Annotated in this window: 19 protein-coding genes; 9 read left to right on the top strand and 10 right to left on the bottom strand. The window is 45.1% G+C overall.

Going from position 1 to position 22,321, the window contains the following annotated elements; all coding sequences use genetic code 11:
* Positions 1-566: 566 nt before the first annotated feature.
* The 5 genes from VNM22_20435 to VNM22_20455 all read left to right on the top strand — a co-directional run bounded on the left by VNM22_20435 (position 567) and on the right by VNM22_20455 (position 5,121).
* Positions 567-1,820 (top strand): competence/damage-inducible protein A, encoded by a 1,254-nt coding sequence (locus VNM22_20435; GenBank protein ID HWP49538.1) that lies wholly within the window; start codon positions 567-569, stop codon positions 1,818-1,820.
* A 104-nt stretch (positions 1,821-1,924) separates the two neighbouring features.
* The gene (gene ychF / locus VNM22_20440) at positions 1,925-3,016 is read left to right on the top strand and encodes a redox-regulated ATPase YchF (GenBank protein HWP49539.1); all 1,092 of its coding nucleotides are present in this window, start codon (positions 1,925-1,927) and stop codon (positions 3,014-3,016) included.
* Positions 3,017-3,117: 101 nt separating this feature from the next.
* Positions 3,118-3,531: a PaaI family thioesterase gene (locus tag VNM22_20445; GenBank protein HWP49540.1), complete on the top strand. Its 414-nt coding sequence runs from the start codon at positions 3,118-3,120 to the stop codon at positions 3,529-3,531.
* Positions 3,532-4,017: 486 nt separating this feature from the next.
* Positions 4,018-4,281, top strand: a complete 264-nt coding sequence (locus tag VNM22_20450) for a septum formation initiator family protein (protein ID HWP49541.1) — start codon at positions 4,018-4,020, stop codon at positions 4,279-4,281.
* A gap of 48 nt (positions 4,282-4,329) precedes the next feature.
* Positions 4,330-5,121 (top strand): hypothetical protein, encoded by a 792-nt coding sequence (locus VNM22_20455; GenBank protein ID HWP49542.1) that lies wholly within the window; start codon positions 4,330-4,332, stop codon positions 5,119-5,121.
* Positions 5,122-5,251: 130 nt separating this feature from the next.
* Here the strand turns inward: VNM22_20455 and VNM22_20460 are convergent, their stop codons facing one another.
* From VNM22_20460 to ureA, 5 genes are all read right to left on the bottom strand, one after another.
* The gene (locus VNM22_20460; protein ID HWP49543.1) at positions 5,252-5,935 is read right to left on the bottom strand and encodes an urease accessory protein UreF; all 684 of its coding nucleotides are present in this window, start codon (positions 5,933-5,935) and stop codon (positions 5,252-5,254) included.
* Between the two features lie 29 nt (positions 5,936-5,964).
* Complete coding sequence (locus VNM22_20465; protein HWP49544.1) at positions 5,965-6,393, bottom strand: urease accessory protein UreE; 429 nt, start codon at positions 6,391-6,393, stop codon at positions 5,965-5,967.
* A 220-nt stretch (positions 6,394-6,613) separates the two neighbouring features.
* On the bottom strand, positions 6,614-8,323 hold the full coding sequence (ureC, locus tag VNM22_20470; protein HWP49545.1) for an urease subunit alpha: 1,710 nt from the start codon (positions 8,321-8,323) through the stop codon (positions 6,614-6,616).
* Positions 8,307-8,690 (bottom strand): urease subunit beta, encoded by a 384-nt coding sequence (gene ureB / locus VNM22_20475; protein HWP49546.1) that lies wholly within the window; start codon positions 8,688-8,690, stop codon positions 8,307-8,309. The genes ureC and ureB overlap by 17 nt, the downstream gene beginning before the upstream one ends.
* A gap of 61 nt (positions 8,691-8,751) precedes the next feature.
* Positions 8,752-9,057, bottom strand: coding sequence for an urease subunit gamma (gene ureA / locus VNM22_20480; protein ID HWP49547.1), 306 nt, complete (start codon positions 9,055-9,057; stop codon positions 8,752-8,754).
* Between the two features lie 948 nt (positions 9,058-10,005).
* Here ureA and VNM22_20485 point away from each other — a divergent pair.
* The 4 genes from VNM22_20485 to VNM22_20500 all read left to right on the top strand — a co-directional run bounded on the left by VNM22_20485 (position 10,006) and on the right by VNM22_20500 (position 15,749).
* A complete protein-coding gene (locus VNM22_20485) occupies positions 10,006-11,295 on the top strand; it encodes a BamA/TamA family outer membrane protein (protein ID HWP49548.1) in 1,290 nt (429 codons plus the stop codon).
* 69 nt (positions 11,296-11,364) lie between these two features.
* A complete protein-coding gene (locus VNM22_20490; GenBank protein ID HWP49549.1) occupies positions 11,365-13,101 on the top strand; it encodes a hypothetical protein in 1,737 nt (578 codons plus the stop codon).
* Positions 13,102-13,218: 117 nt separating this feature from the next.
* Positions 13,219-14,571 carry a hypothetical protein gene (locus tag VNM22_20495; protein ID HWP49550.1) on the top strand — a complete coding sequence of 451 codons (1,353 nt, stop codon included), beginning with the start codon at positions 13,219-13,221 and terminating at the stop codon, positions 14,569-14,571.
* 806 nt (positions 14,572-15,377) lie between these two features.
* Positions 15,378-15,749, top strand: a complete 372-nt coding sequence (locus VNM22_20500) for a hypothetical protein (GenBank protein ID HWP49551.1) — start codon at positions 15,378-15,380, stop codon at positions 15,747-15,749.
* A 155-nt stretch (positions 15,750-15,904) separates the two neighbouring features.
* On the opposite strand, the gene metK is transcribed toward VNM22_20500, so the two are convergent.
* From metK to VNM22_20525, 5 genes are all read right to left on the bottom strand, one after another.
* Positions 15,905-17,098: a methionine adenosyltransferase gene (gene metK / locus VNM22_20505; GenBank protein ID HWP49552.1), complete on the bottom strand. Its 1,194-nt coding sequence runs from the start codon at positions 17,096-17,098 to the stop codon at positions 15,905-15,907.
* Between the two features lie 106 nt (positions 17,099-17,204).
* Positions 17,205-20,381, bottom strand: coding sequence for an HAD-IC family P-type ATPase (locus tag VNM22_20510; GenBank protein HWP49553.1), 3,177 nt, complete (start codon positions 20,379-20,381; stop codon positions 17,205-17,207).
* A 68-nt stretch (positions 20,382-20,449) separates the two neighbouring features.
* Positions 20,450-21,160, bottom strand: a complete 711-nt coding sequence (locus VNM22_20515; protein HWP49554.1) for a hypothetical protein — start codon at positions 21,158-21,160, stop codon at positions 20,450-20,452.
* 44 nt (positions 21,161-21,204) lie between these two features.
* Entirely contained in the window at positions 21,205-21,705 is a 501-nt protein-coding gene (locus tag VNM22_20520; protein ID HWP49555.1) for a hypothetical protein, read from the bottom strand.
* Positions 21,705-22,004, bottom strand: coding sequence for a DUF5132 domain-containing protein (locus VNM22_20525; protein ID HWP49556.1), 300 nt, complete (start codon positions 22,002-22,004; stop codon positions 21,705-21,707). Before VNM22_20525 ends, VNM22_20520 begins: the two co-directional genes overlap by 1 nt.
* Positions 22,005-22,321 lie beyond the last annotated feature (317 nt).

The raw sequence follows: 22,321 nt of genomic DNA on the forward strand, positions 1-22,321 counted from the left end.
AGAGGAGTAGGATTGGAATAGGCATATCTATTTATCCAGCTTATGGTTTAAAATCCGGAAATATCGAAACTCCACTGCCTGCATATAACGCTCCTTTCGACCTTTCCTCAGAGGCTGAGGGAGACTTCTATAGAGCCAGATTCTCCTTCATAAGCTTACTTCCTACCGGAAGAGGTTTTGATAAGCAGGGTAACTTCTTCAGGGCCTGCTGGAGTACCAACGGAGTTATTAAAGTAACTTCAGATAAAAAAGTTCTTATTTTTGCAAAAAACCTTAAAACTTCCCCAGGCCTTACTTTTGATAAGGAAAGAAACTCGCCGGTCACCCGTTTGAAGGGAAGTGAAGTTGTCAGAATAACTCCCACAGGTAAATGGATTCCTTTGTGAAAGGGATTATAGGGTCTAAAGGAGTTGGGTCGGGTAAAGCTGGAAAATACTAATCCGTTTAAAGGCCGTGGAGTAAAAGCTTTAAATAAATTTGAATTTACTTGCAAATTGATCTACCAGAAGGCTTTAGAAAAACTTTAAACTCAGAGGCGAAAGCCGAACAGGACAAGGAGGGATCCTATGCAAGTACAAGCCGAACTTGTTGCTATCGGTACGGAGCTTTTATTAGGACAAATCGTTGATACCAATGCAACCTATATTGCGCAGCAACTTAACGCCATTGGGTTGAACCTTTTTTACAAAACAACGGTTGGGGATAATGCCGGTCGCATAAAAGAAGTTTTGGAGCGGGCTCATAACCGGTCTCAAGTGGTAATTACAACGGGAGGGATAGGACCTACCGAAGATGATTTAACCCGGGAGATGGTAGCCGAAGCAACGGGACGTAAGCTAGTTTTTCAGCAACATTTGATGGATCAAATTGAAGCAATATTTAGAAGTCGGGGTTTTACCAGTATCAGTCCGAATAACCGAAAACAGGCATTTATCCCGGAAGGGGCCATCCCCATTGAAAATCCCGTAGGAACAGCCCCTGGGTTTATCGTGGATGATGAAAAGGGGGTTATTATCAGTATCCCGGGAGTTCCATCGGAAATGAAGTATCTGATGGAGAAGACCGTTATTCCTTTCTTAAAAAAGAGATTTGGATTGAAGGGGCTTATTAAATCAAAGGTTTTAAAGAACAGTGGTATCGGAGAAAGCAGGATAGACCATATAATCGGAGATCTTATTGTCAACAGTTCCAATCCTACTGTAGGACTGTTGGCCCATGTAGGCCAGGTAGATATTCGGATTACTGCAAAGGCAGAGGATGAAGCTACGGCAGATCGACTTATTGCAGAGATGGAAGCAAAAATCCGGGAACGACTCCCTAACCAGATCTTTGGAACCGATCAAGATACTTTGGAAGGGGTTGTGGCAGAAACCCTCAAAAGGCAAAATAAGACCCTGGCCGTGGCGGAATCTAACACGGGTGGACTTATTGCTTCCAAGCTATCGACTACCCCGGAAGCCCTCTCTATCCTTAGAGGTTGTGTGACTACCTTGACAGAAGAGGCAGTCGTAAGCCTGTTGGGAGTTCCTCGGGAGTTGATCCAGGAACAGGGTCTGGCCAGTGCCCGGGTAGCCGAGGAGATGGCTTCTAGAATTCGATCCCTCACCGGTGCTAGCTTGGGGTTGGGGGTTGCGGGAATCCTCAACTGGAATGAGAAACAACCCCCGGAGACCCCTCCCACGACCTTTATCTCTATTGCAGGGTTGGGTCCGCAACCTGTTACAGAAAAATATGGAATGGGAGGGCCTGCAAGTTTCGTGCAGACCCGAATTGCCATGATGAGCCTGGAAATTCTCAGAAGAAAATTGATTAACGCCTAAAGTGTTTTGGGTTTTTAAGTGCCCTAAAGAACCTAAAAGGAATTAAAATTAAAAGATCCTTCGGGCACTGAAGTTAATTCAGACACTTTAGCCCACTGAAGTTAATGAAGTTAGGTATTATCGGTCTTCCAAACAGTGGAAAGACAACGTTGTTTAATGTACTTACGGGGCGCCAGGTACAGACGGGTACCTTTACGCCCGCCGATGCGGAACCCAACATCGGTATTGTAAAAGTACCCGATGAACGACTGGATAGGCTGGCCGAAATGTTCCGACCAAAAAAAGTGACGCCGGCTACTGTGGAGTATATCGATATAGCCGGATTGAGACGAGAGGGGGGTGTGAAGGGGGAATTAGGTAAGGAACTTCTGTTTCACATCCGAAATGTGGATGCACTGATTCATGTCGTAAGAACCTTTAAGAATGATAAGGTTCCTCCCGCCGGCGGAGACATTAATCCGGAACGAGATATTTCCACCGTCAATCTGGAACTGACTCTGTCGGATCTGGATATTGTGGAAAAACGGATGGAACGGGTTGAAATCAATATCAAGAAGAAAGGAGAAAAGGAGGGAGTCGCAGAACTTCAACTTCTAACCAAATTGAAACAAAATTTGGAAGCCGGCATTCCCATTCGGCAGTTGGAGTTATCGGAAGATGAAAAAAAACTCATCAAAGGTTTCCAATTTTTAACGGCCAAGCCCATGCTGATCGTTTTAAATATCGGTGAGGAAGAACTCAAATTCCCGGAGCGTTATCGGGATTTAAAAGAAAAATACCAAAGCCTGGGTATCCCTGTCATCGAGCTTTGTGCAGAAATAGAAAGCCAGATTTCTCAATTAGGGGATAAGGAAACCGAAAAGGCTTTTATGGAAGACCTGGGGATCAAGGAATCCGGATTAACCCGGCTGATCCGGGTTTCCTATGAGCTTTTAGGACTCATCTCTTTTCTGACTGCAGGTAAGGAAGAAGTACGGGCCTGGACGATTCGAAAAGGAACCAAAGCTCAACAAGCCGCGGGAGTTATCCATTCAGATATGGAGAAGGGATTTATCCGGGCTGAAGTGGTTAGCTATGAAGACCTTATTAAAAGTGGGTCTCTGGCAGCTGCCAGAAATAAAGGGCTTCTTCGACTGGAAGGAAAAGACTACATAGTCCAGGATGGAGATGTGATGGAGATACGGTTTAACGTTTAAAATATCTGTAACATTTTAAGTTCTCAAGCGCTCTGAAGGGCCTAAAGTGAGTCAAAGTTAATTTTATGCTTTAGGTACTTTAGACTCCTTAGCTCAATGCAATGACCTTTGAGGAAATCCGAGCCAGTGCAGACAGATGTTTTGGATGTGGACAGGATAACCAGGTAGGGCTTAAACTTCAATTTCATGAAGTAGAAAAAGGGGTTGTTCGTGCAAAAACCATCCTCTCGACCCCTTACCAGGGTTATAACGGTATTGCCCATGGAGGAATCATATGTACGCTTTTAGATGAAGCCATGGCCTATGCCGCTCTTTATGCCAGCCGGCCCGGTAGGGTTTCAACTGCTCGCATGGAGACCCGATTTTCAAAACCCGTTCCCATTGGAAAAGAGATTTACATCATGGGATGGGTAGCCGGCAGGAAAAGAAATATTCTCGAAACCGAAGGTAAAATTCAGTCCCCAGACGGGGATATCTTGGCTTCAGCCACGGGGAAATACGTCTGGGTGGGATAACTCCTTACAGGAATCACACCTAGAGAACCTTCCAGACAGGACCCGAGACCCCAGAAAAAATCTACTAGGAATTGGGAATTAGGGATTAGGAATTGGAGATTTAATTCCCCCAATTCCCAATCCCTAATTCCTAAATAATAGAGAGATTGCAGTCAGTCCCTTGATACCGTTTTGGGCATGGGGTCTCCCCTATCAAAATTCCCCTTTGGGGTTTAACTTCCCTAAAGAAGGAATCCGGATTCCTGCAAGTCCTATTGGGAAATACACGACCTTAAGCCCTCCTCAGATCTTCCTTTCCTTCTGTGATTTGATTAAAAGAGAAAAAACTTTTAAAAATCTCTTGATTTTTGCCTCTCTTTGGTTGGAAAATCGCTTATACTTTTTACCGGAAATTGCAAAGGGCAAAAGGTAAAAATAACTAGGCTCATTGTTGTCTTTTGCCCTTTGTCTTTTGTTTTAATGTTTTCAAAATTGGGTGTTGACTCGGTGATTTACTTTGTTTTATCGATTATTTTGATCTTTTTATTAAAGGGATTACTTTCTAAAGAAACGGGAATTTTTAAAGTTCACGAGGTGATGCGAATCAAGGCAAGATTGATAGAAGAAATCCACCAGCTCGAAGAAGAAAATAAAAATCTGGCAGATGAAATCCTATCCCTACGTAAGGATCCTTTCTGGACCGAAAAGATTGCCCGGGAAGAGTTGGACATGGTTAAACCCGAAGAAATTGTCATCAAGGTTCGCGAATGAAATGATTCGGGGGTTATTTCATTTTATTCGCCTTTCAGATCAGGAGTCATGGGAGTCCGCTTAAAGAAAGCAGGAATTTATGCAGGTTTTCTCTTCTTAGGAACCTTTTTTCTGAATCCTCCGATCTCCGGTTATCCTAAAGGTCCGGTTCAGTATGTAACCAACGCGGGACCTTTTTGTGCCTCCTGTCATTCCGTTGCAGATCCAGAGTATCTAAGAGATCTTCCTCCAGAGAAGATTCCAGAGCAATTGATCGAATATAAGCATTATAAAGCTATCCGGGATGGAAAAGGGCCCTACGAGCAGGTCAGTCCCGAGGATCGGGCTCGATTACTGGAAGATGTCAGAATGGTAGATATAAATGCCAAAGTTTCCCTCCAGGCCCCCCCATCTGCCAAACCGGGAGAGACGATTAAGGTCATGGTTACCACCCAGGGAGGAGCAGGCCCGGTGATAGGAATTATGCTCGTCGATATTAATCTACGAGATCAGGCAAGTCCTGTGTCTGCAACTGGCTGGGAAATCCTGGAAGCTCCTCAGGTTATTGGACCCGATGGAAAATCTCAAACTTGGTGGTTGGAGAAGCGTCTTCCGGAACTTAAGAGGAATATCAACTTTATTTTGGTTAACGGAATCAAATCCGACCTTGCTGAGAAAAAATTTCCGGAGGCAAGGGTTATTTACACCTTGAAAGCTCCTCAAACCCCTGGAGAATATACCCTTACCGCAGCTTTCTTGTACGGAACCGAAAAAGCTTCCCAGATAGGGCTCAAGGGAGGGATCCTGGGACCTTCGGGGCGTATTCTCTTTTCAGAGGTTATAAAGGTCAGGGTAGAATAGGGTAAAACTCAAGAACCCATTTCAAAAGGGCTGAACAAAAGCCGGAATGGAGGGTTACATGTCCCTGCCGTAAGGCAAAATGTCACCCTTCTTTTTGGTCGGATTCAAGAAAGGAGGTTAGAGATAATTTCTAGGACCTGAACAACCGCGTATACAAGAATTCGTGTTGCATTCCCCGGATATCCAGGGCCGGGGTAAATGGAGCTAGATCTTCCTTTTTACCTGTAAGGACCCGATGGACTACCTCCCATATGATAGGATGAAGATCCCGGATAAGCTTCTGTCCCTCTACCTGTCCTAAAGCAAAGAGGCGAATGGCCGCCGAGATCATGGAAAGTGTCCAGGAGGAAAGGTAGGTCTGTAGGGCTTCTTCCCTATGAATTTTCAAAATGAAGCATCCGGCTCCATAGGCTATGGCATAATGTCCCTGCATTTTTCCCTGGGTGATAGCCTGGAGGAGTTGGCTCAGAAGAGGGTCCGGATAGACCTCTTGAAGGGTTTTTAAAAATCGGATCCCCATTCGAATACTGGACTCACGGAAAGCTTTTACCGGTTTAAGGGCTGTCAATAACCCATCCAGCTCCAAAACCTCTTTCAGGTTCTGCTTCTCGAGTGCTTCCAGGGTTAACTTTAAAGCCAGGGCATCCCCTTTTCCTTTTCCCTGTCGGAGAGCGGTCGTTAATAACTTTAGCAGATTTTCCTTAGAAAGGCTATGGGATTGAGCATAGGCTTCTAGCCCTTCCGAGAAAGAGTAGGCTCCAATAGGGAAGAGAGAATCGGCTATTTGGAGAAGTCGAAGATGTCGAAGGCCCATATTTTAGGAAAAATTAAATTCTTTTTTTGTCATGGGGAATGACTTTGAAAGTGTGGCTTAAAGGGACGAAGCTCTCGCCGGAAGGTAACTTTTATTTTTTTTAAAAAAACTTCCAGAGGAAGATCATAGAGAACGAGAATACCGTCCGGCTCGATGGCAATGGTTTTATGTTGATTGCCTATGTGATGAGCTACCAGGGCGGCTTCTCTCCAATCGTCGGGTTTAATCACCAGCACATCTTCCTCACGGGCAGCCACGATAAAAGCAAGATTTCCTTCGACGTGAAGGACGTCCCCGGGCTGTAAAAGGGTTCCCGTGGGTAAAGTCAGACCTAATTCCAGTCCGCTTTTTGTTTTAATTCGCTGCCGGGTCCTCTGCCGGTCTTCCCAGGTCATGGGAATATATTCAATTTCTTTTCCGGTCAGATCCCATCGCTTGAGTTCTTGAACCAGGATCATATAAAAGGTAAAGACCCAGGGCTATGCCTATAACTCAGAGTACGGGCGGACGGCCGTCCGCCCGTACTTTTTCTTGTGATCCAATCTTAATCGAGAATAAGGTCTAGAGGTCCTGCCGCAGTGCAAGGAGAGTTTGCAGCAGAACCTCAGGGGTATTTCGAGAGAGGAGTCCAGAAACAAGATACGGACAAAAATGTCCTACTTTTCATCCCCCCCGTCTTTAAAAGAGAAAGTATCGCTGAGCCATGGGGAGTACTGAAGCCGGTTCGCATTTCAAGAGTATCCCGTCTGCCCGAACTTCGTAGGTTTCCGGATCAACCTCCATTTTCGGAAGATAGGCATTGAGTTTCATATCTTTTTTTCCGATATTACGGCAATTTTTAACCGGTAGAAGGGGACGTTCGTGTTTAAACGAGATTCCCTTCTTCAGAGATATTTCCGATACGAAGCTATAAGCCGTACTTGCCGGAGCCTTTCCGAAGGAGCCAAACATGGGGCGATAGATAACCGGTTGGGGAGTTGGTATGGAAGCGTTGGGATCACCCATGGCATTGGCTGCGATGAATCCCCCTTTGAGGATAATTTCCGGTTTTACTCCGAAGAACGCCGGTTTCCAAAGTACCAAATCGGCTATTTTCCCTATTTCGATAGAACCCACATAACTGGAAATACCGTGGGTAATAGCCGGATTAATGGTGTATTTAGCTATGTATCGTTTCACTCTGAAGTTATCATTATCTCCTGTTTCCTCGGGGAGACGTCCTCGCTGTCGTTTCATCTTATCGGCCGTCTGCCAGGTTCGAATAATAACTTCTCCTACTCGACCCATAGCCTGGGAATCTGAACTCATCATGCTAAAGGCCCCCAGGTCGTGAAGAATATCTTCGGCAGCAATGGTTTCTGCCCGAATCCGGGATTCGGCAAACGCCACATCTTCAGGAATTTTAGGATCTAGATGATGACACACCATCATCATATCCAGATGTTCTTCTACAGTGTTAACCGTAAAAGGACGGGTGGGATTGGTTGAAGAGGGAAGGACGTTGGCTTCCCCGCAAACTTTGATGATATCCGGTGCGTGCCCCCCGCCTGCCCCTTCCGTATGATAGGTATGGATCGTCCGACCTTTAAAAGCGGCAATGGAATCTTCAACAAATCCCGATTCGTTCAGGGTGTCGGTGTGAATGGCAATTTGTACATCGTAATCCTCTGCCACCGAGAGGGCACAATCAATGGTAGCCGGGGTGGTCCCCCAGTCCTCATGAAGTTTCAATCCAATAGCTCCTGCTTCAATCTGTTCAATAAGAGGTTTGGGAAGGGCCGAATTCCCTTTTCCTAAGAACCCAAAGTTCATGGGAAAACCTTCTACAGCTTCCAACATCCGGTGAATATTCCAGGCTCCGGGGGAACAGGTGGTTGCGTTGGTTCCCGTAGCAGGCCCCGTACCGCCTCCGACCATGGTTGTAATACCGGCATATAAGGCTTCCCAGATCTGCTGCGGACAGATAAAATGGATATGGGAATCAATACCCCCCGGGGTAACGATCAAGCCTTCCCCGGCGATCACCTCGGTAGAAGGCCCTACCACCATGGAAGGATCCACCCCGTTCATGACCCCCGGATTCCCTCCTTTGCCAATACCCCAAATACGACCATCTCGAATTCCAATATCTGCCTTTACAATTCCCCAGTAATCCAGGATGATGGCATTGGTAATAATCAAATCTAAGGCCCCGTCGGCCCGTGTATGCTGTGCCGACTGGCCCAGATTATCCCGAAGGACTTTACCACCCCCAAAGACACATTCGTCTCCATAATGGGTATAATCCTTTTCAATCTCAATGATCAATTCGGTATCGGCCAGTCGAACTTTATCTCCTGTGGTAGGACCAAACAAATTCGCATAGGTTCTTCTAGGTATTCTTAACATAGGATTCTCCCCTTTTTAGAGCTATGGCCTTCTTCTCCTCTAAATTGCCTCCAACTAAACCGTTCAACCCATAGATAGTGCGGCTTCCTCCAATTTCTACCAGCTCGACCCTTTTCTGATCTCCGGGCTCAAATCTAACCGCCGTACCTGCGGGGATATTCAACCGCATACCATAAGCTTTCTCTCGATCAAATTGTAAAAACCGGTTCACTTCAAAGAAGTGATAATGAGAACCTACCTGAATAGGCCGATCTCCGGTGTTGGTAACAACCAGCTCGATGACCTTCCGACTGACATTTGCAAGAATATCTTCTTCTTTGAGAATATATTCACCTGGAATCATCTGATTCGAAGCGTGAAAACTCAAAGATACAGGAACTTTCTGCCCTCGTATCTTCCTGCCTCCACACTTCCGGGTTTTTGTCCTTCTAGGATCTTATCGGGTCGTGGATCGTAACCAACTTCGTCCCATCGGGAAACGTCCCTTCTACTTGAATTTCTGTAATCATCTCCGGAACTCCCTCCATTACATCGTTCCGGGTGAGGATAGTCGCCCCGTAAGCCATAAGCTCGGTAACGGATTTTCCGTCCCGAATACCCTCCAGGATCTCAGAGGTAATCAAAGCAACGGCTTCCGGGTAATTAAGCTTGAGTCCTCGTGCTCGCCGCTTTCTGGCCAACTCACCGGCCAGAAATATCAAGAGTTTTTCTTGCTCTCGTTCGGTTAAATACATGTCTTTTCCTTCATTGAGAAACCTCTGTTCCCATGGAAAACGGGGTTCCTCAACTTTCCAAATCCAAAAATGTATCTGCCCGGCCCAGGATTACTCCTTCTTCTCCCTACGATAAAAGGGAGAAAAGGGAATTTTACTCGAACCTTCCAGGCCGCGGCTTTACCTTTTCCGTTCTATCAGAGCGGTTGAAACCCGATAGATAATGCTTGAAAACAGCTTACCAGCAAATCCCTAAAAGTGCAACCTAAATGCCATTGTCTGGTTAAAATTTAATTACGACGGAGTAGTGGGTTGATAAAAATTTTGATGATTTTTTAATCACCTTCTTCTAGATCTGCTGGGAAATAAAAGCTAAGAGGATAAGGTAAAATATAGAAAGAGAAAGTATTACACAAACTGCCTATAACTTAGTAAATAGATGCCTAAACTTTAATCAGATCTGACATTTGGATATGAGCCCCCCCATCCTAATTTTCCCTCCACCTATTTCCCTTGAGCTTGGGACAGGCCATGGCATGGGGTAAACGGCATACCTATCAAGCTAAGAAGGGGAAAAGCCTTATTTTTGGTCTGAACACCCCCCCTCGAGGGGGAAGGGGGGGTGTTTCCCCACACGCGCCAGGATAAGGCTTAGCTGAACCTCCTGCGTGTCCCTGGTTGCAGAAAAGATGTTTGTCGAAACTAGAGGTTAACCCAGAAGAGTAGGGGCGTACGGCCGTACGCCCCTACTTTTTACTTATAAAACTTGCCAAAAAATAAAGTTGCTTTATACTTTATAACTTATAAAGGAAAGAGATGTATCCAAATTTCTTTTAGTACATCCTGATCGTGATCTTTTATAACCTGTTATAAGTTGAATGTATGATAATTAAATGTTGACAAATTAAAACGCGGAGGAAAAATTGAGGAAAACTTGATCCTGACGGTTTATCCACATAAGTCATACCCATGATACAAAAGCTCTTTCTCATCATTCTTCTACTTATCCCGGGTGGAGTTTTAAGTGCCTCAGAGGAAGGCCCGGGCAGTCGAACCGAACAGCTAGAACAACAGCGTCTTCAAAAGCTTCAAAAAATCGAGCCTTATCGTCAGACAGGATTGGAAAGGGATTTCCTTTGGGTAGAACAAAATCTCGACAAACTCTTACATCTTAACTACAAAGGATTCTACCCTCAAGCCGGAAGTATTAGTACAGGATCTGGTATCTCCCTGGGGGTTCGTTATTGGAAACCCGATTTGGGCGATTCATCCCTTGACCTTCAACTCTCGGCAGCTGGCTCATTGCATGGTTATCAAGAATATGCCTTTCAATTTGGAAAGATTCCACAAGCGGAGCCCGGACTTCTTTTGGAGTCTATTCGCTCCGAGCGTATCTACCAATTGGGAGATATTCCGATAAAACAACGAGGTTCCTTTTATTACGTGGACCTTCGTTATCGGGATTTTCCCCAAGAGGACTTTTTCGGTATTGGGCCCCAATCCAGAGAAGAAGATCGGTCGAATTTCAGGCTCAAGAACACTTCCTATGATGCCGTTATAGGATATAGATTTTCTCGATGGCTTCGAGTAGGGACCCGGTTAGGGTTTCAACAATTCGATATCGGTGGCGGGACCGATGATCGTTTTCCGGATACCCAGGCTTTATTCAACGAGACTTCGGCGCCGGGATTGACAGAGCAACCAGATTTTTTTCTCTTGAGACCCTTTGTACTCTTTGATTACCGGGATGTATCCGGGAATCCTCATAAAGGGGGTTTGGTAGGTTTTTCATTTACTCGATTTGATGATGTGGATAAAAGTCAATTTGACTTTAACCGTTTTATCTTCGAAACCCGGCAATTCCTGCCATTATTTTCAAGATCCCAGATACTGGCTTTACGTTTCTTCACGTCCTTGAGCGATGCGGACAAGGGGAGCCAGGTTCCCTTCTATCTTCAAGAAACGCTCGGTGGAGGTGATACGCTTCGGGGTTTTGCTACCTTCCGATTTCAAGATAACGACCTGTTGTACCTTTCGGCAGAATATCGCTTTGAGGCTGCCTCAGCTTTAGAACTTGCCCTCTTTTATGATACGGGAAAAGTCTTTCCCGACCGTTCAGATTTTAATTTCAAGGACTTAGAGAACAGCTACGGTTTTGGAATCAGAATTAAGGCCCCTTCGGCAGTCATCTTCAGATTTGATGTAGGTCATAGCGGCGAGGGCACTGAGTTTCATTTTAAATTCGGATCGTCGTTCTAAACTCTTAGAATGTTTTAGATCACCTCACAAAGGAAAATGAGGTGACTTCAGACTTTTGTATGGATAACCATGGTAAAGAATACAAAGAATAAAAAATGGTTCGAACGACCTTTCAAGGTCATCAGTTTGATATTATTGTTGGGTACCATGGGCCATCCGTGGGCCATCGCTAAAAGTCAGAACCAACCGGCCACATATCTTTCCCCTCAGCTCAAGGGAGACAGGCAACCTTCAACAACCGATAAAGGCCCAAAATTCTTACCGGATGATCCCATCTGGGTAGATCCCGATCGATTTTCCATCCCTAAGCCCCGGCAAATTGAGTTAAGCCAGGTCTATGACTTCCTGGAGAACACCTTTGCAGACCCAGGGGGTAGCTTTAACCGGCGGGCTCAAAATATTAATACCTTGGGAGAGGTCCCTGATTCCAGTTGGTTTACCAACCGAATTGGACTTCATCCCATGACCGTGGAGCAATTGGTTCGGGGTCCCAACCGGGGGGATGGACCTGACAGGTCGCAACCCTGGACGATTATTAAAGCTAAATCCGAAGGAATTACACCCGGGTTTGTAATCCGAGATGGACGAGGAGATATCTACTTTATCAAGTTCGATCCTTTACAATATCCCCAGATGGCAACCTCTACCGAGGTAATCAGCACCAAGTTTTTCTATGCCTTTGGATATAACGTGCCCGAAAACTATCTGGCCTTTCTGCAACCAGATCAACTTCAAATCGATCCCGAAGCCGTGGTTACCGGGGAAGATGGCAAGAAAAGAAAGATGACCCTGGAGGATGTCGTAGAGCTTCTCAAGAAGGTTCCTAAACGTCCAGATGGAACCATTCAAGTTGTTGCAAGCCTTAAACTTCCTGGAGAGCCGTTAGGGCCTTTTAAATATTATGGAACACGAAGTGATGACCCCAACGATATTTTCCCCCATGAAGATCGGCGCGAGTTACGGGGACTACGCGTCTTTGCTGCCTGGTTGAATCACAACGACTCCCGCAGTATTAACTCTCTGGATATGTACGTCACCGAGGAAGGACGGAGTTATGTTAAACATTACCTCATCGATTTTGGCGCCACGCTGGGTAGTGCCTCTGTAAAACCCAATGCACGTCGTGAAGGTTTTGCCTATCTCCTGGAATGGGACCCTATATGGAAGTCTGCTTTGACGTTAGGATTTAAAGGTCGTCCCTGGCAGCATATCAAATATCCCAATTATCCCGAGATAGGAAGATTCGAATCTTCCTTCTTCAGACCGGAGAGTTGGAAACCCAACTATCCCAATCCTGCATTCATTCGGATGCAGAACGAAGATGCCTTTTGGGCAACCCGTACCGTCATGCATTTCAATGATGAAGCCATCCGGGCCATTGTGAAAACCGGACAAATCTCCAATCCAGAAGCCGAGAACTACCTGATTGAAACCCTCCTTCGAAGAAGAGATAAGATTATTCAGTACTACTTGAGTCAGATTAATCCCCTGGATGATTTTCAACTAAACGACGAGACCCGAACTTTAAACTTCAAAAACCTGGGAGTAGAGGCTAAGCTGGCTCCGGTGGAAGCTTATGAGTATCAATGGTTCCGATTCGATAATCAACGAGGCTCATCGGAACCCTTAGGTCCCCCTCAATCGCTATCTTCTCCTTCTTTACCTCTTCCACAGGATGGTTCTCCCTATTGGATGGTAAGGATACGAACGATAAGTAAAAACCAGGTAAACTGGAAGAAGAAGGTAGAAGTGTTTATACGAAACGGTTCACATAGAACCGTTGTAGGCATTGAGAGAGAGAATTAAAGTAGGAAAACGGAGACTGCCCTGGATTTAACCAAAAGTCAGAGGAGAAACCCGTCTTCATTGATCCGATGTAAGGCCTATCCGGATCAAAGAAAACGGATTTCCGGGTAGGAGTTTATGAGGACTGTAGAAGTCAGATCCAGAAAGAGCGTGCTAGAGCAGTTCCTTGGGCTCTTCACCGAAGTTCGAGCCGGGGAAGGACCGACCGTCCTTCTATTGACCATAAACCTGTTTCTTATTCTGACTGCTTATTACGTCCTTAAACCTGTACGTGAAGCCCTGATCCTTGCGGGAGGAGGTGCCGAGATAAAAAGCTATGCGGCGGCGGGGCAGGCTCTCTTACTTCTCGGTGCAGTACCCCTCTATTCTGCACTGGCAAGCCGTTTCACAAGACGCCGACTTATCAATACTGTTACGGTTTTCTTCACTGCTTGTCTGGTATTTTTCTACCTTCTCGCCCATCTTAATGTCCCCCTGGGAGTTGTGTTTTATTTGTGGATGGGAATCTTTAACCTGATGGTTATAGCTCAAATCTGGTCCTTTGCCAACGACCTTTATACTCCAGAAGAAGGAAAACGTCTCTTCCCTATTGTAGCCTTTGGGGCTTCCTCAGGAGCTGTATTTGGAAGTTTTATTACCAGCCATCTTATCGGCCTGCTCGGAGTGTATCAACTTCTTTTGGTCGGTGCAGCTATTTTGATTCTAAGCCTTCTCATTACAAATTTCATCGATCAGCGAGAACAATACCAAGTTAAAATAAAGGCGGGACCGAAACCTGCCTTGTCACCAGGAGAAGCGCCCATTGGCAAAGGAGGCGGCTTTCAACTGGTTATTAAGAGTAAGTACCTGCTTTTAATCGCCTGCCTTATGTTATTTTTGAACTGGGTAAATACCAACGGAGAATATATCCTGGGAAAAACGGTATCAAAGGCGGCCATTGAGGCAGTAGCTTCAGGAAACTCGGGAGGGCTCTCCGAAAAAGAATTTATAGGAAAGTTTTACTCGGACTTTTTTACCTGGGTAAACATGTTGGGACTCCTGGCCCAGCTTTTCCTGGTTTCTCGTATCCTCAAATACCTGGGCATACAGATTGCGATCCTTATTCTACCAATAATTGCCCTGAGTGGTTATGCCTTACTTGCCTTCTATCCCATCTTGGGTGTAGTCCGTTGGGTAAAGATTGCAGAGAATGCAACCGACTATAGTCTACAAAATACCGTTCGCAACGCTTTGTTTTTACCCACTACACGAGAAGAAAAATACAAAGCTAAACAGGCTGTTGACACCTTCTTTGTGCGGGCCGGAGATGTTCTCTCCGCAGGATTGGTCTATGTCGGGGTCAATAAGCTGGCCTTCAACACCAAAAATTTTGCCCTGGTAAACCTTGGGCTTGTGGTCATCTGGTTCATCCTTGCAATTTTTATCGGCAAAAAGAACCAACAATTAACGACTCCTGCCTCTCAAAGCTAAATTCGCTTTTTATACGGTTTTTAAAGAAGTCAGTGCTTTTAAGAAACTTCTAAAGACTTTGATTCAGTACCCCGGGGTTAAACTGATACAAGTCTGTTAAGGTCAGTTTCTCTTATTTCCTTTTTTACCGGATCTTCTTGAAAGCCTCCTGTCCCCTTTCAGGAATAGGTTTTTCCTCGCCTAACCCTTTTTGTGTCAGGAAAGGAGAATTTGGAGAGGGCTTGGGGACCTCACTCTCTCTTTTTTTGGGAGGGAAGGAAAGTTGGAAGAGTCAGGTCCAATATTTTTTTTGTTTCTCCCGGGCGTATCTAAAGACTCCGTACGAATTTATCTCTCTACTTTACCCTGACGGCATCCTTTACTTTTTCGATGGGGTTTAACAGAAATTTAACGAATCATTCATAATGGCATAATGGTCGGTTGCTATTAACAATATAGAACTTATGCCCCTGCCTATCAGATTCAAATTCTCGGAGCTATCGGCCAGATTATGAGCAAGTTATATACATCAGAAGAATTTCACTTGAAATTAGAGGGACTTCATGTGAAGTGTCCTTATTGTAGTTCAGATGCAATTTATCGATATGGAAAGGCACGAACAGGAAAACAGCGCTTCCTATGCCTCTTATGTGGAAAGCAATTTACCTTTGGAGCCAAAAAATCTGAGGTAAGGAATAGACCTACCTGTCCTACCTGTGGAAAGTTCATGCATCTCTATAAGAGGGAAGAAAAAACCCTTCGATTCAGGTGTTCAAATTATCCAGAGTGCAGAACGTACCTGAAAACCCTAATGAAGGAGGGATAAAATGAGCTATTATATTCATAACATTCCAGGAAGACTACGCATCAAGACTCCTGTTGCTAAAAGCAGCTCTCAGCAGGCTAAAGCCATCCAAAGAATTCTTCACTCGATACCTGGCATTCTTTCAACCCTTGTAAACCCTCTTACAGGGAGTATTGTTATTCACTATGATCCTGAGGTAGTGAACTCGGAAGAAATCTTGAATACCCTGAATCAGCAAGATTATTTTGACTGGTCCCGGGCGGTAACAAATGATCAATATATACGGGATATAGTCGCAAAAATAGGTAAGGTAATTTGGAAAGCTTTTTTTGGAACCTTGGTAGAAGAAGCCTTAGAAGGCTCTTCTCTCTCCTTCATAAAGGTTCTTATATAACAGGGTGCTTCCCTTCATCACTTTATCTTTTGGTACCAAATTTTCAAGGGTGAAATAAACTTACCCTTTTATTCCCATTTTTTAACCAAGGTCGGTAAGGCAGTTCTGGCCCTTATCAAACCCAACAAGTTATCCCGGAACTGGACCGTGGAGGGTTATGATCCGGATAGAACCTGAACCTTATCGGTAACTTCCCAGGGAAGTCCCAAATCCATCCTGCCAACATGGCCATAGGCAGCCAGTTTTCTATAGAAACCTCCCTTAACGGTAGCAGGAAGAAATCTCAGGTTAAATTGTTTAATGATCCCCGCAAGGCGAAAATCGAAATGTTTCTGAATGCGCGTCATGATTTCTTCATCGGGGATTTTACCTGTGCCAAAGGTTTCTACCTGAACACTTACGGGTCGTGAAAGGCCGATGGAATAACTTAACTGAACCTCGCATTCAGAGGCAAGGCCGGCGGCAACCACATTTTTAGCAGCATATCGGGCTACATAGGCACCGATCCGATCTATTCGCATAGGATCCTTTCCGCTCAGAGCAGCACCACTATGTCGAGAATATTCTCCATAGGTATCTATGGCCGTTTTTCTTCCGGTAAGGCCAGAGTGGCTGGAGGGACCGCCTATAATGAGTGGGCCATCTGGGTTGATGAATATTCGGGTTTTTTCGTCGGGCTGAATTTCTTCATCTTGAAATACCGGACCAATAATAACCTCCCGGAGATCTTCTCTCAGCTTCGCTAAATCGGGATCTTTGGGTTTATTTTGACTGGCTATAACTGTGATACTATGAATCCGATAGGGCTTACGATTTCTATATTCGACGCCTACCTGGGTCTTGCCATCGGGAGTGAGATAGGGGAGTATTTTTTGGAATCTTACGGAGGTAATCCGCCTTGCAAGCTTATGGGCAAGCCAGATTGGAAGAGGCATCAGGGCGGGAGTTTGGTCACATGCAAAGCCAAAAACCGTAACCTGGTTTTTTACAGGAATCTGGTCTATTTCCTCCTCTGACAGCTTTTTTTCGTCAAAATACATTTGCTCTTCTAGGGGTGACTCCTTAAGACTGGTTACAATACTGCAAGTCTTACTGTTAAAATCCGGGTATTCATAACCGACTTGACTGATGACCTGTCTTGCAGTATTTGGAATATCCACGCTGGCGGTAGATGCAAATCGGGCCGCTATGAAGAGGATAGCCGTAGATACTGCACATTCCGCAATAATACTGGAATAAGGATCCTGTTGAAGGAATCTATCGATGATGGCATCACTGATTTGATCACAAAGCTTATCAGGATGCCCTTCCGTGACAGATTCCGATGTAAACATGAAATCTTTTTTCATAAATGCCTACCCTTAATTAGGAGTAAATTTAGGGGATAATCTCGGTTGGAAGTAGCTTTCTTCACCAACCCAGGATCATTTTCACATGGCTTCTATCAAACGATTCTTAGAATATCTTTTTATTTTTCGTTATTTCATTTAATATAAGCGGAACCAGGGCACTACTCCCTACGACCAGGCTATCAGTCAGACTTATAGGGGTAATGCCGAGGAGATTCCGGATTCCTGGAATCAGGAGAGCGACGATTTGTAATGCAAAGGAGCCTCCTAAAGCCATCGTAAGATAAGTGTTAGACGGAAGTTTCCCTTTATCCCATAAACCGTATTTCTCAGAGCGGCAACTCATAGCATGAAGAAGCTGACTTGAGGTTAATCCCATAAAGGCCAGAGTACTTGCCTGGGGCCCCCGACCATATTTTAGAATCCCGTAACCATAAGCTCCCAAGGCACCACCGGCTATTGTTCCCGCTTCGAAGATTATTCTTTTAAAATCGGATGTTTTAAGGATAGGTTCCTCGGGGTCTCGGGGAGGTCGGCTAAGGATATCAGGTTCTGGAGATTCCAGAGCAAGAGCAAGACCTGGAAAGATATCCGAAATTAAGTTAATCCACAGGAGTTGCATGGCGTTCAAAGGATGACCCAGACCTGCCGTAAGGGCCACAAACATCACCATGATTTCACTCAGGTTAGTAGCCAAGAGGAAATGAACCGATTTCCGTATGTTATTATAAATAGTCCGTCCCTGGCTTAGGGCAACAATCATAGTTTCGAGGTTATCGTCTTCAAGTATAATATCGGCTACTTCTCGAGCCACATCGGTCCCTGTCTTTCCCATGGCAATTCCGATATTTGCTGCCTTTAAAGCCGGTCCATCATTAATTCCATCGCCTGTCATGGCAACGACTTTTCCGGCCCTCTGGAGAGCTTGAACAATCCGCAGCTTATGGGCAGGGCTGACCCTTGCGAAAACGTGTACCCGTTCGGCTAATCCCTTTAAAATCTCCGGGTCCATTTCGGTAAGATGGGTTGAATCCAGAATTTCCAGTTGCTTATCCTGACTTAGATGGAGTTCCTTTCCTATGGCGTAAGCCGTCGGGCTTTGATCTCCTGTTATCATGACCGTATTGATTCCGGCTTGGTGAAGAACTCCAAGAACTTCCTTGACCCCTTTTCTTATGGGATCTATCATCCCGATAAGACCGAGCCATATCAACCCTTTCTGGACGTTAAGATTTTCCTCTCCCTCATCGAAGTAAGTATGGGCAACCCCCAGAACCCGAAGGGCCTCTCCGGCCATGAATTCATTCTCCATTTCTATGCGTAGTCGATCCTCTTCCGTAAGTGGGATCTTTATTCCATCTTTGATCTGCCAATCACAAAGGGATAAAACCTCTGTAGGACTCCCTTTTAAGGCCAGAAGCAGAGAAGACTTACCGGATTCCCCTATATCATGAGTCCTATGAAGGGTGCTCATAAAGTTACGATTTTCGGAACGGTGACTGATCTTCACTATGGGATGTACTTTCCGAAGTTCTATCACATCAACCCCCGCACTGATCCCCATGTGAATCAGCGCATTTTCAGTAGGAGAACCTTTAAGAATATACTCATTGTCTGTTCTAATGATTTCAGTTTCATTACAGAGAACTGAGATATGAATCAACCTCAATAATTCTTCACAGGTGAAAGGGTTAATCGACTCCTTTCCCGTCATGAATTTGCCCTCGGATACTCTCAAGGATTTCATTCCCGTATGGATAGCAACCACAGCCATTTTATTCAAAGTAATGGTTCCTGTCTTATCCAAACAAAGGGTTTGAACAGAACCCAGAGTCTCTACAGCATCGAGATGGCGGATAAGAACTTTCTGTTTCCGCATATTCCGAATACCCAGGGCCAGGGTGGTGGTTGCAACGGTTGGAAGTCCTTCAGGAACAGCAGCTACGGCCAGAGAGATAGAGGTGGTCAGCATTTGAGTGAAACCATATCCCCGCAGGAGTCCAATTACGAAAACCAAACCACAAATCGTACCACCTATCAGAACCAGCTGACGTCCCATTCTGTTTAACTGCCTTTCCATGGGAGTTTCAGGGGTTTCCGCCTCTCCAACAAGGGTTTGAATCTGGCCCATCTCCGTAAACTTACCAGTAGCCACAACAACGGCAAGTCCCTGTCCCCCGGTAACCAAAGTTCCCATATAAACCATATTTACTCTATCGGCCAAAGGGACAGCTTTTGAAGAGAGAATAGGTTGAGAGGTTTTAAGAACCGGCACACTTTCCCCGGTTAGAGCAGATTCATCTATACTAAGATGATGGCTCTCAATGAGTCGACCATCAGCAACCACGTAGCTTCCGGGTCTAAGGACCAGCACATCTCCTGGAACGACTTCCTCTGCCCTTATTTCCTGGAGGTAACCCTGCCGGATTACCAAAGCGGAAGGTCTGATTAAGCTCTTGAGAGCATGAATGGTTTTCTCCGATTGGGTTTCTGTTATATAACCAATCGTTGCGTTGATGGCAACAACCCCCATAATAACCACTGCATCTGCAAGTCCACCGGTAAAAAGGGAAATACCCGCCGCTACAGTTAAAAGAGCTACAGGAAGAGAGTTTAGTTGATCAAAAAAGATACTAAGCCCGGAGCGAGGAGCCGATTCAGGTAAGACATTGGGCCCATATGTCTTCAAACGTTCCCTGGCAACCTCACCGGATAAACCGGATTCCCCTGAGCTATTAAAGGCAGTTATAACCTCCTCGGTATCCACCAGATACCAGGGTTTGAGAACCTGCTCTTCCTCTTGAGTAATCAGCTTTCTTAAGGTTCTTCTGATAGCAGGCAGGGAAGAAGCATCCAAATCCGCCGGTTTTTCTTCTTTTCTATAAGATAGGGGGAAAGCTGAGGTTATTAATCTCTCAGAAGGGGGATTTAAAGGCTTTGGTAAGTTCTCTTTGGAAAAAGAAAAGGATAAATTTTCTTGCCGGGTTGATCCTCCTGGAAGAAAAGAAGGACCGAGGTTTTCGGATCGCCCAGTTTCCTGGTTTTCATATTTAAGCGCAATATCCTCAATAAGGGCCGCTATTTCTGATACCGTGTTATCTGAGTTAAAAACAACCAGAACATTTCCGGTCAATACGTTGGCAGAGACCTGATAGATTCCTTCCTTATTTAGGAGCCTGAACTCAAGTTCTTTTTTAAAGGAGTTTGAACGATAAAGCAAAGATACTTTGTATCGGGCTCTTCCCTTTACTGCGGTGTGGATCGCCTGGATTAACACCTTCACACTTGAGACTTCCGATTTCAGACCATGGATTTTAAGCTGAAACCTGAAATCTGTAATAAGAGATCGATTTATTCCTGTTTTCTTCCCTTTGTCCTTGTCGTAATCTCCGGCTTTTCAGGAGCTTCTTGAGGAGTTTCCTTAGAAAGTTTCTTCTCTTCTAAACTTGAAGAAGTTGGAGAAGGTTTAGGTAGTGCAGCTCCTACAACTTCCTTCGCCCCCTCCGCAACTCCAACGAGCATATCCTTAACAGCTTTGACTGCCGTGTTTCCAATGGTACTGGCTGCTTCAATGGCACCGAGAACAACTTCTCTCGCAACAGCTTCTACATTCCCACCCATTTCTCGAGTTGCTTCGATAATCCCATCTACCGAGCGCCTTGTTACAAGACCGATATCTGCTCCAATTTCAGCAGCACCTTTGAACGTCCCTTTAACGGTTTGAACTGCGACGGTAACCACATCCCCTCCCACATCGCTAACTCCCATGATAACCCCCTTGGCGACATTTTTGGCGCTCAAGATTAATCCTGTTCCTACCTCTTCGGTAGCCTGAATGGCTCCATTTATAATCTCCTTGGTGATATGGATACTTTCTGTAGCTGTTGATCCTGTAGTTCGCAGGGTGTGCGAAACAGTATTCCTGACCAGCGTAGTAATCTCGGCCTCGATTTCGTTGATCCCTCTCAAACTCCCTATAATCCCTTCCTTAACCGTTTTCCCAGCTTTCCCTAATTCCCCTCCCAGAGTGGCATTTGATGTGTTGTCCTTATGATCATTCATATAAACCTCCTTTAAAATCCCCCAAAAGCTTTTCTATTGGCTTTTCACGGGTCCTTTCTGTTCTTATCTGACTTAAACTTAAAAAACTCATAAACACTGAATCCGTACCAAAAAGCCGTATACCAGGGAATAGGTGCGAGATTTCCCCTGAGAATTTGAAAAAGACCTGCGCTCACCAGACCTAAAAACACCAGGCCTGGAAAATCCAGAGTACCCCGGGTAAACTCCTTCATTCGATTCTCTAACTCTTGAAGTTGTCTGGATATCGTCCAGGATAAGTTCTCTGACTGAGGGTTCAGATCTCCAAGTTGAAAAAGATTATTTTTTTGAGCATATGCTGCAAGGGCTTTCCAGTCCCGAGTGTCCCCCGTATGAACAAAAAGTATGCTTCCCGTTAAGGGGTTTACTTCTAGCTTTTTAATTCCCGGATAGGTAGAAAACAGAGTCTTCAGAGATGAAAAATAAACTTCATCTCCTCTTTTCGAGGGAATTTTTATACGTAGCCTTTCGGTTGTAGAATGAACGATATAAGCATCGGGAAGCATCAATGGATGGGTTCTCCTTTAGCGTTAACAATAGGGGACGTTTTTTGGGATGTTTCTGAGAGTTCCGCCTTTGCCTCCGCGATTATATCTTCAACCATCTCTCCAGCTTCAGCAACTAGTTCTCTACCCTTTTCATAGATAAGGATCCCACTTTTTATAGCGGCTTTGGCTAAAGGTTTAACTACATTGGCTGCAATGGGAATTACAACCGGCGAGAGGATCGTTGCTCCTACGCCTATTGCAAGTCCGGTTGCAATACTACCTCCTAAACCATCCCTAAGATCATCTAAAAGAGCCATAATAAACCTCCTTTTTTTATCTTTGTTTGTGTACCAGTTATTATAAAAATCTCAAAAGATTAACCCCACAGGGAGTTAACATCATAAAAATAGTTCCTTGCCCTACAGGTGGTTAGCAATTTTTATAATTTTTTCATTACTTACCTACTCATAGAAATGACCTCCTTTACCCGTCCTTTATCCCAATTCTGATTAAGTAGGTCGCACCCTAGGCACTCCCCCTGAAAAGGTTACATCCTGAGGAGGGACGGCTGTACAGGGCCCTTAGGCAGGTAATCCTTCCCTCCCCGCATGGAGAGAGAGTTAAAGTAGGACCC

Source organism: Candidatus Limnocylindrales bacterium (assembly GCA_035559535.1).
Lineage (GTDB): Bacteria > Moduliflexota > Moduliflexia > Moduliflexales > JAUQPW01 > JAUQPW01.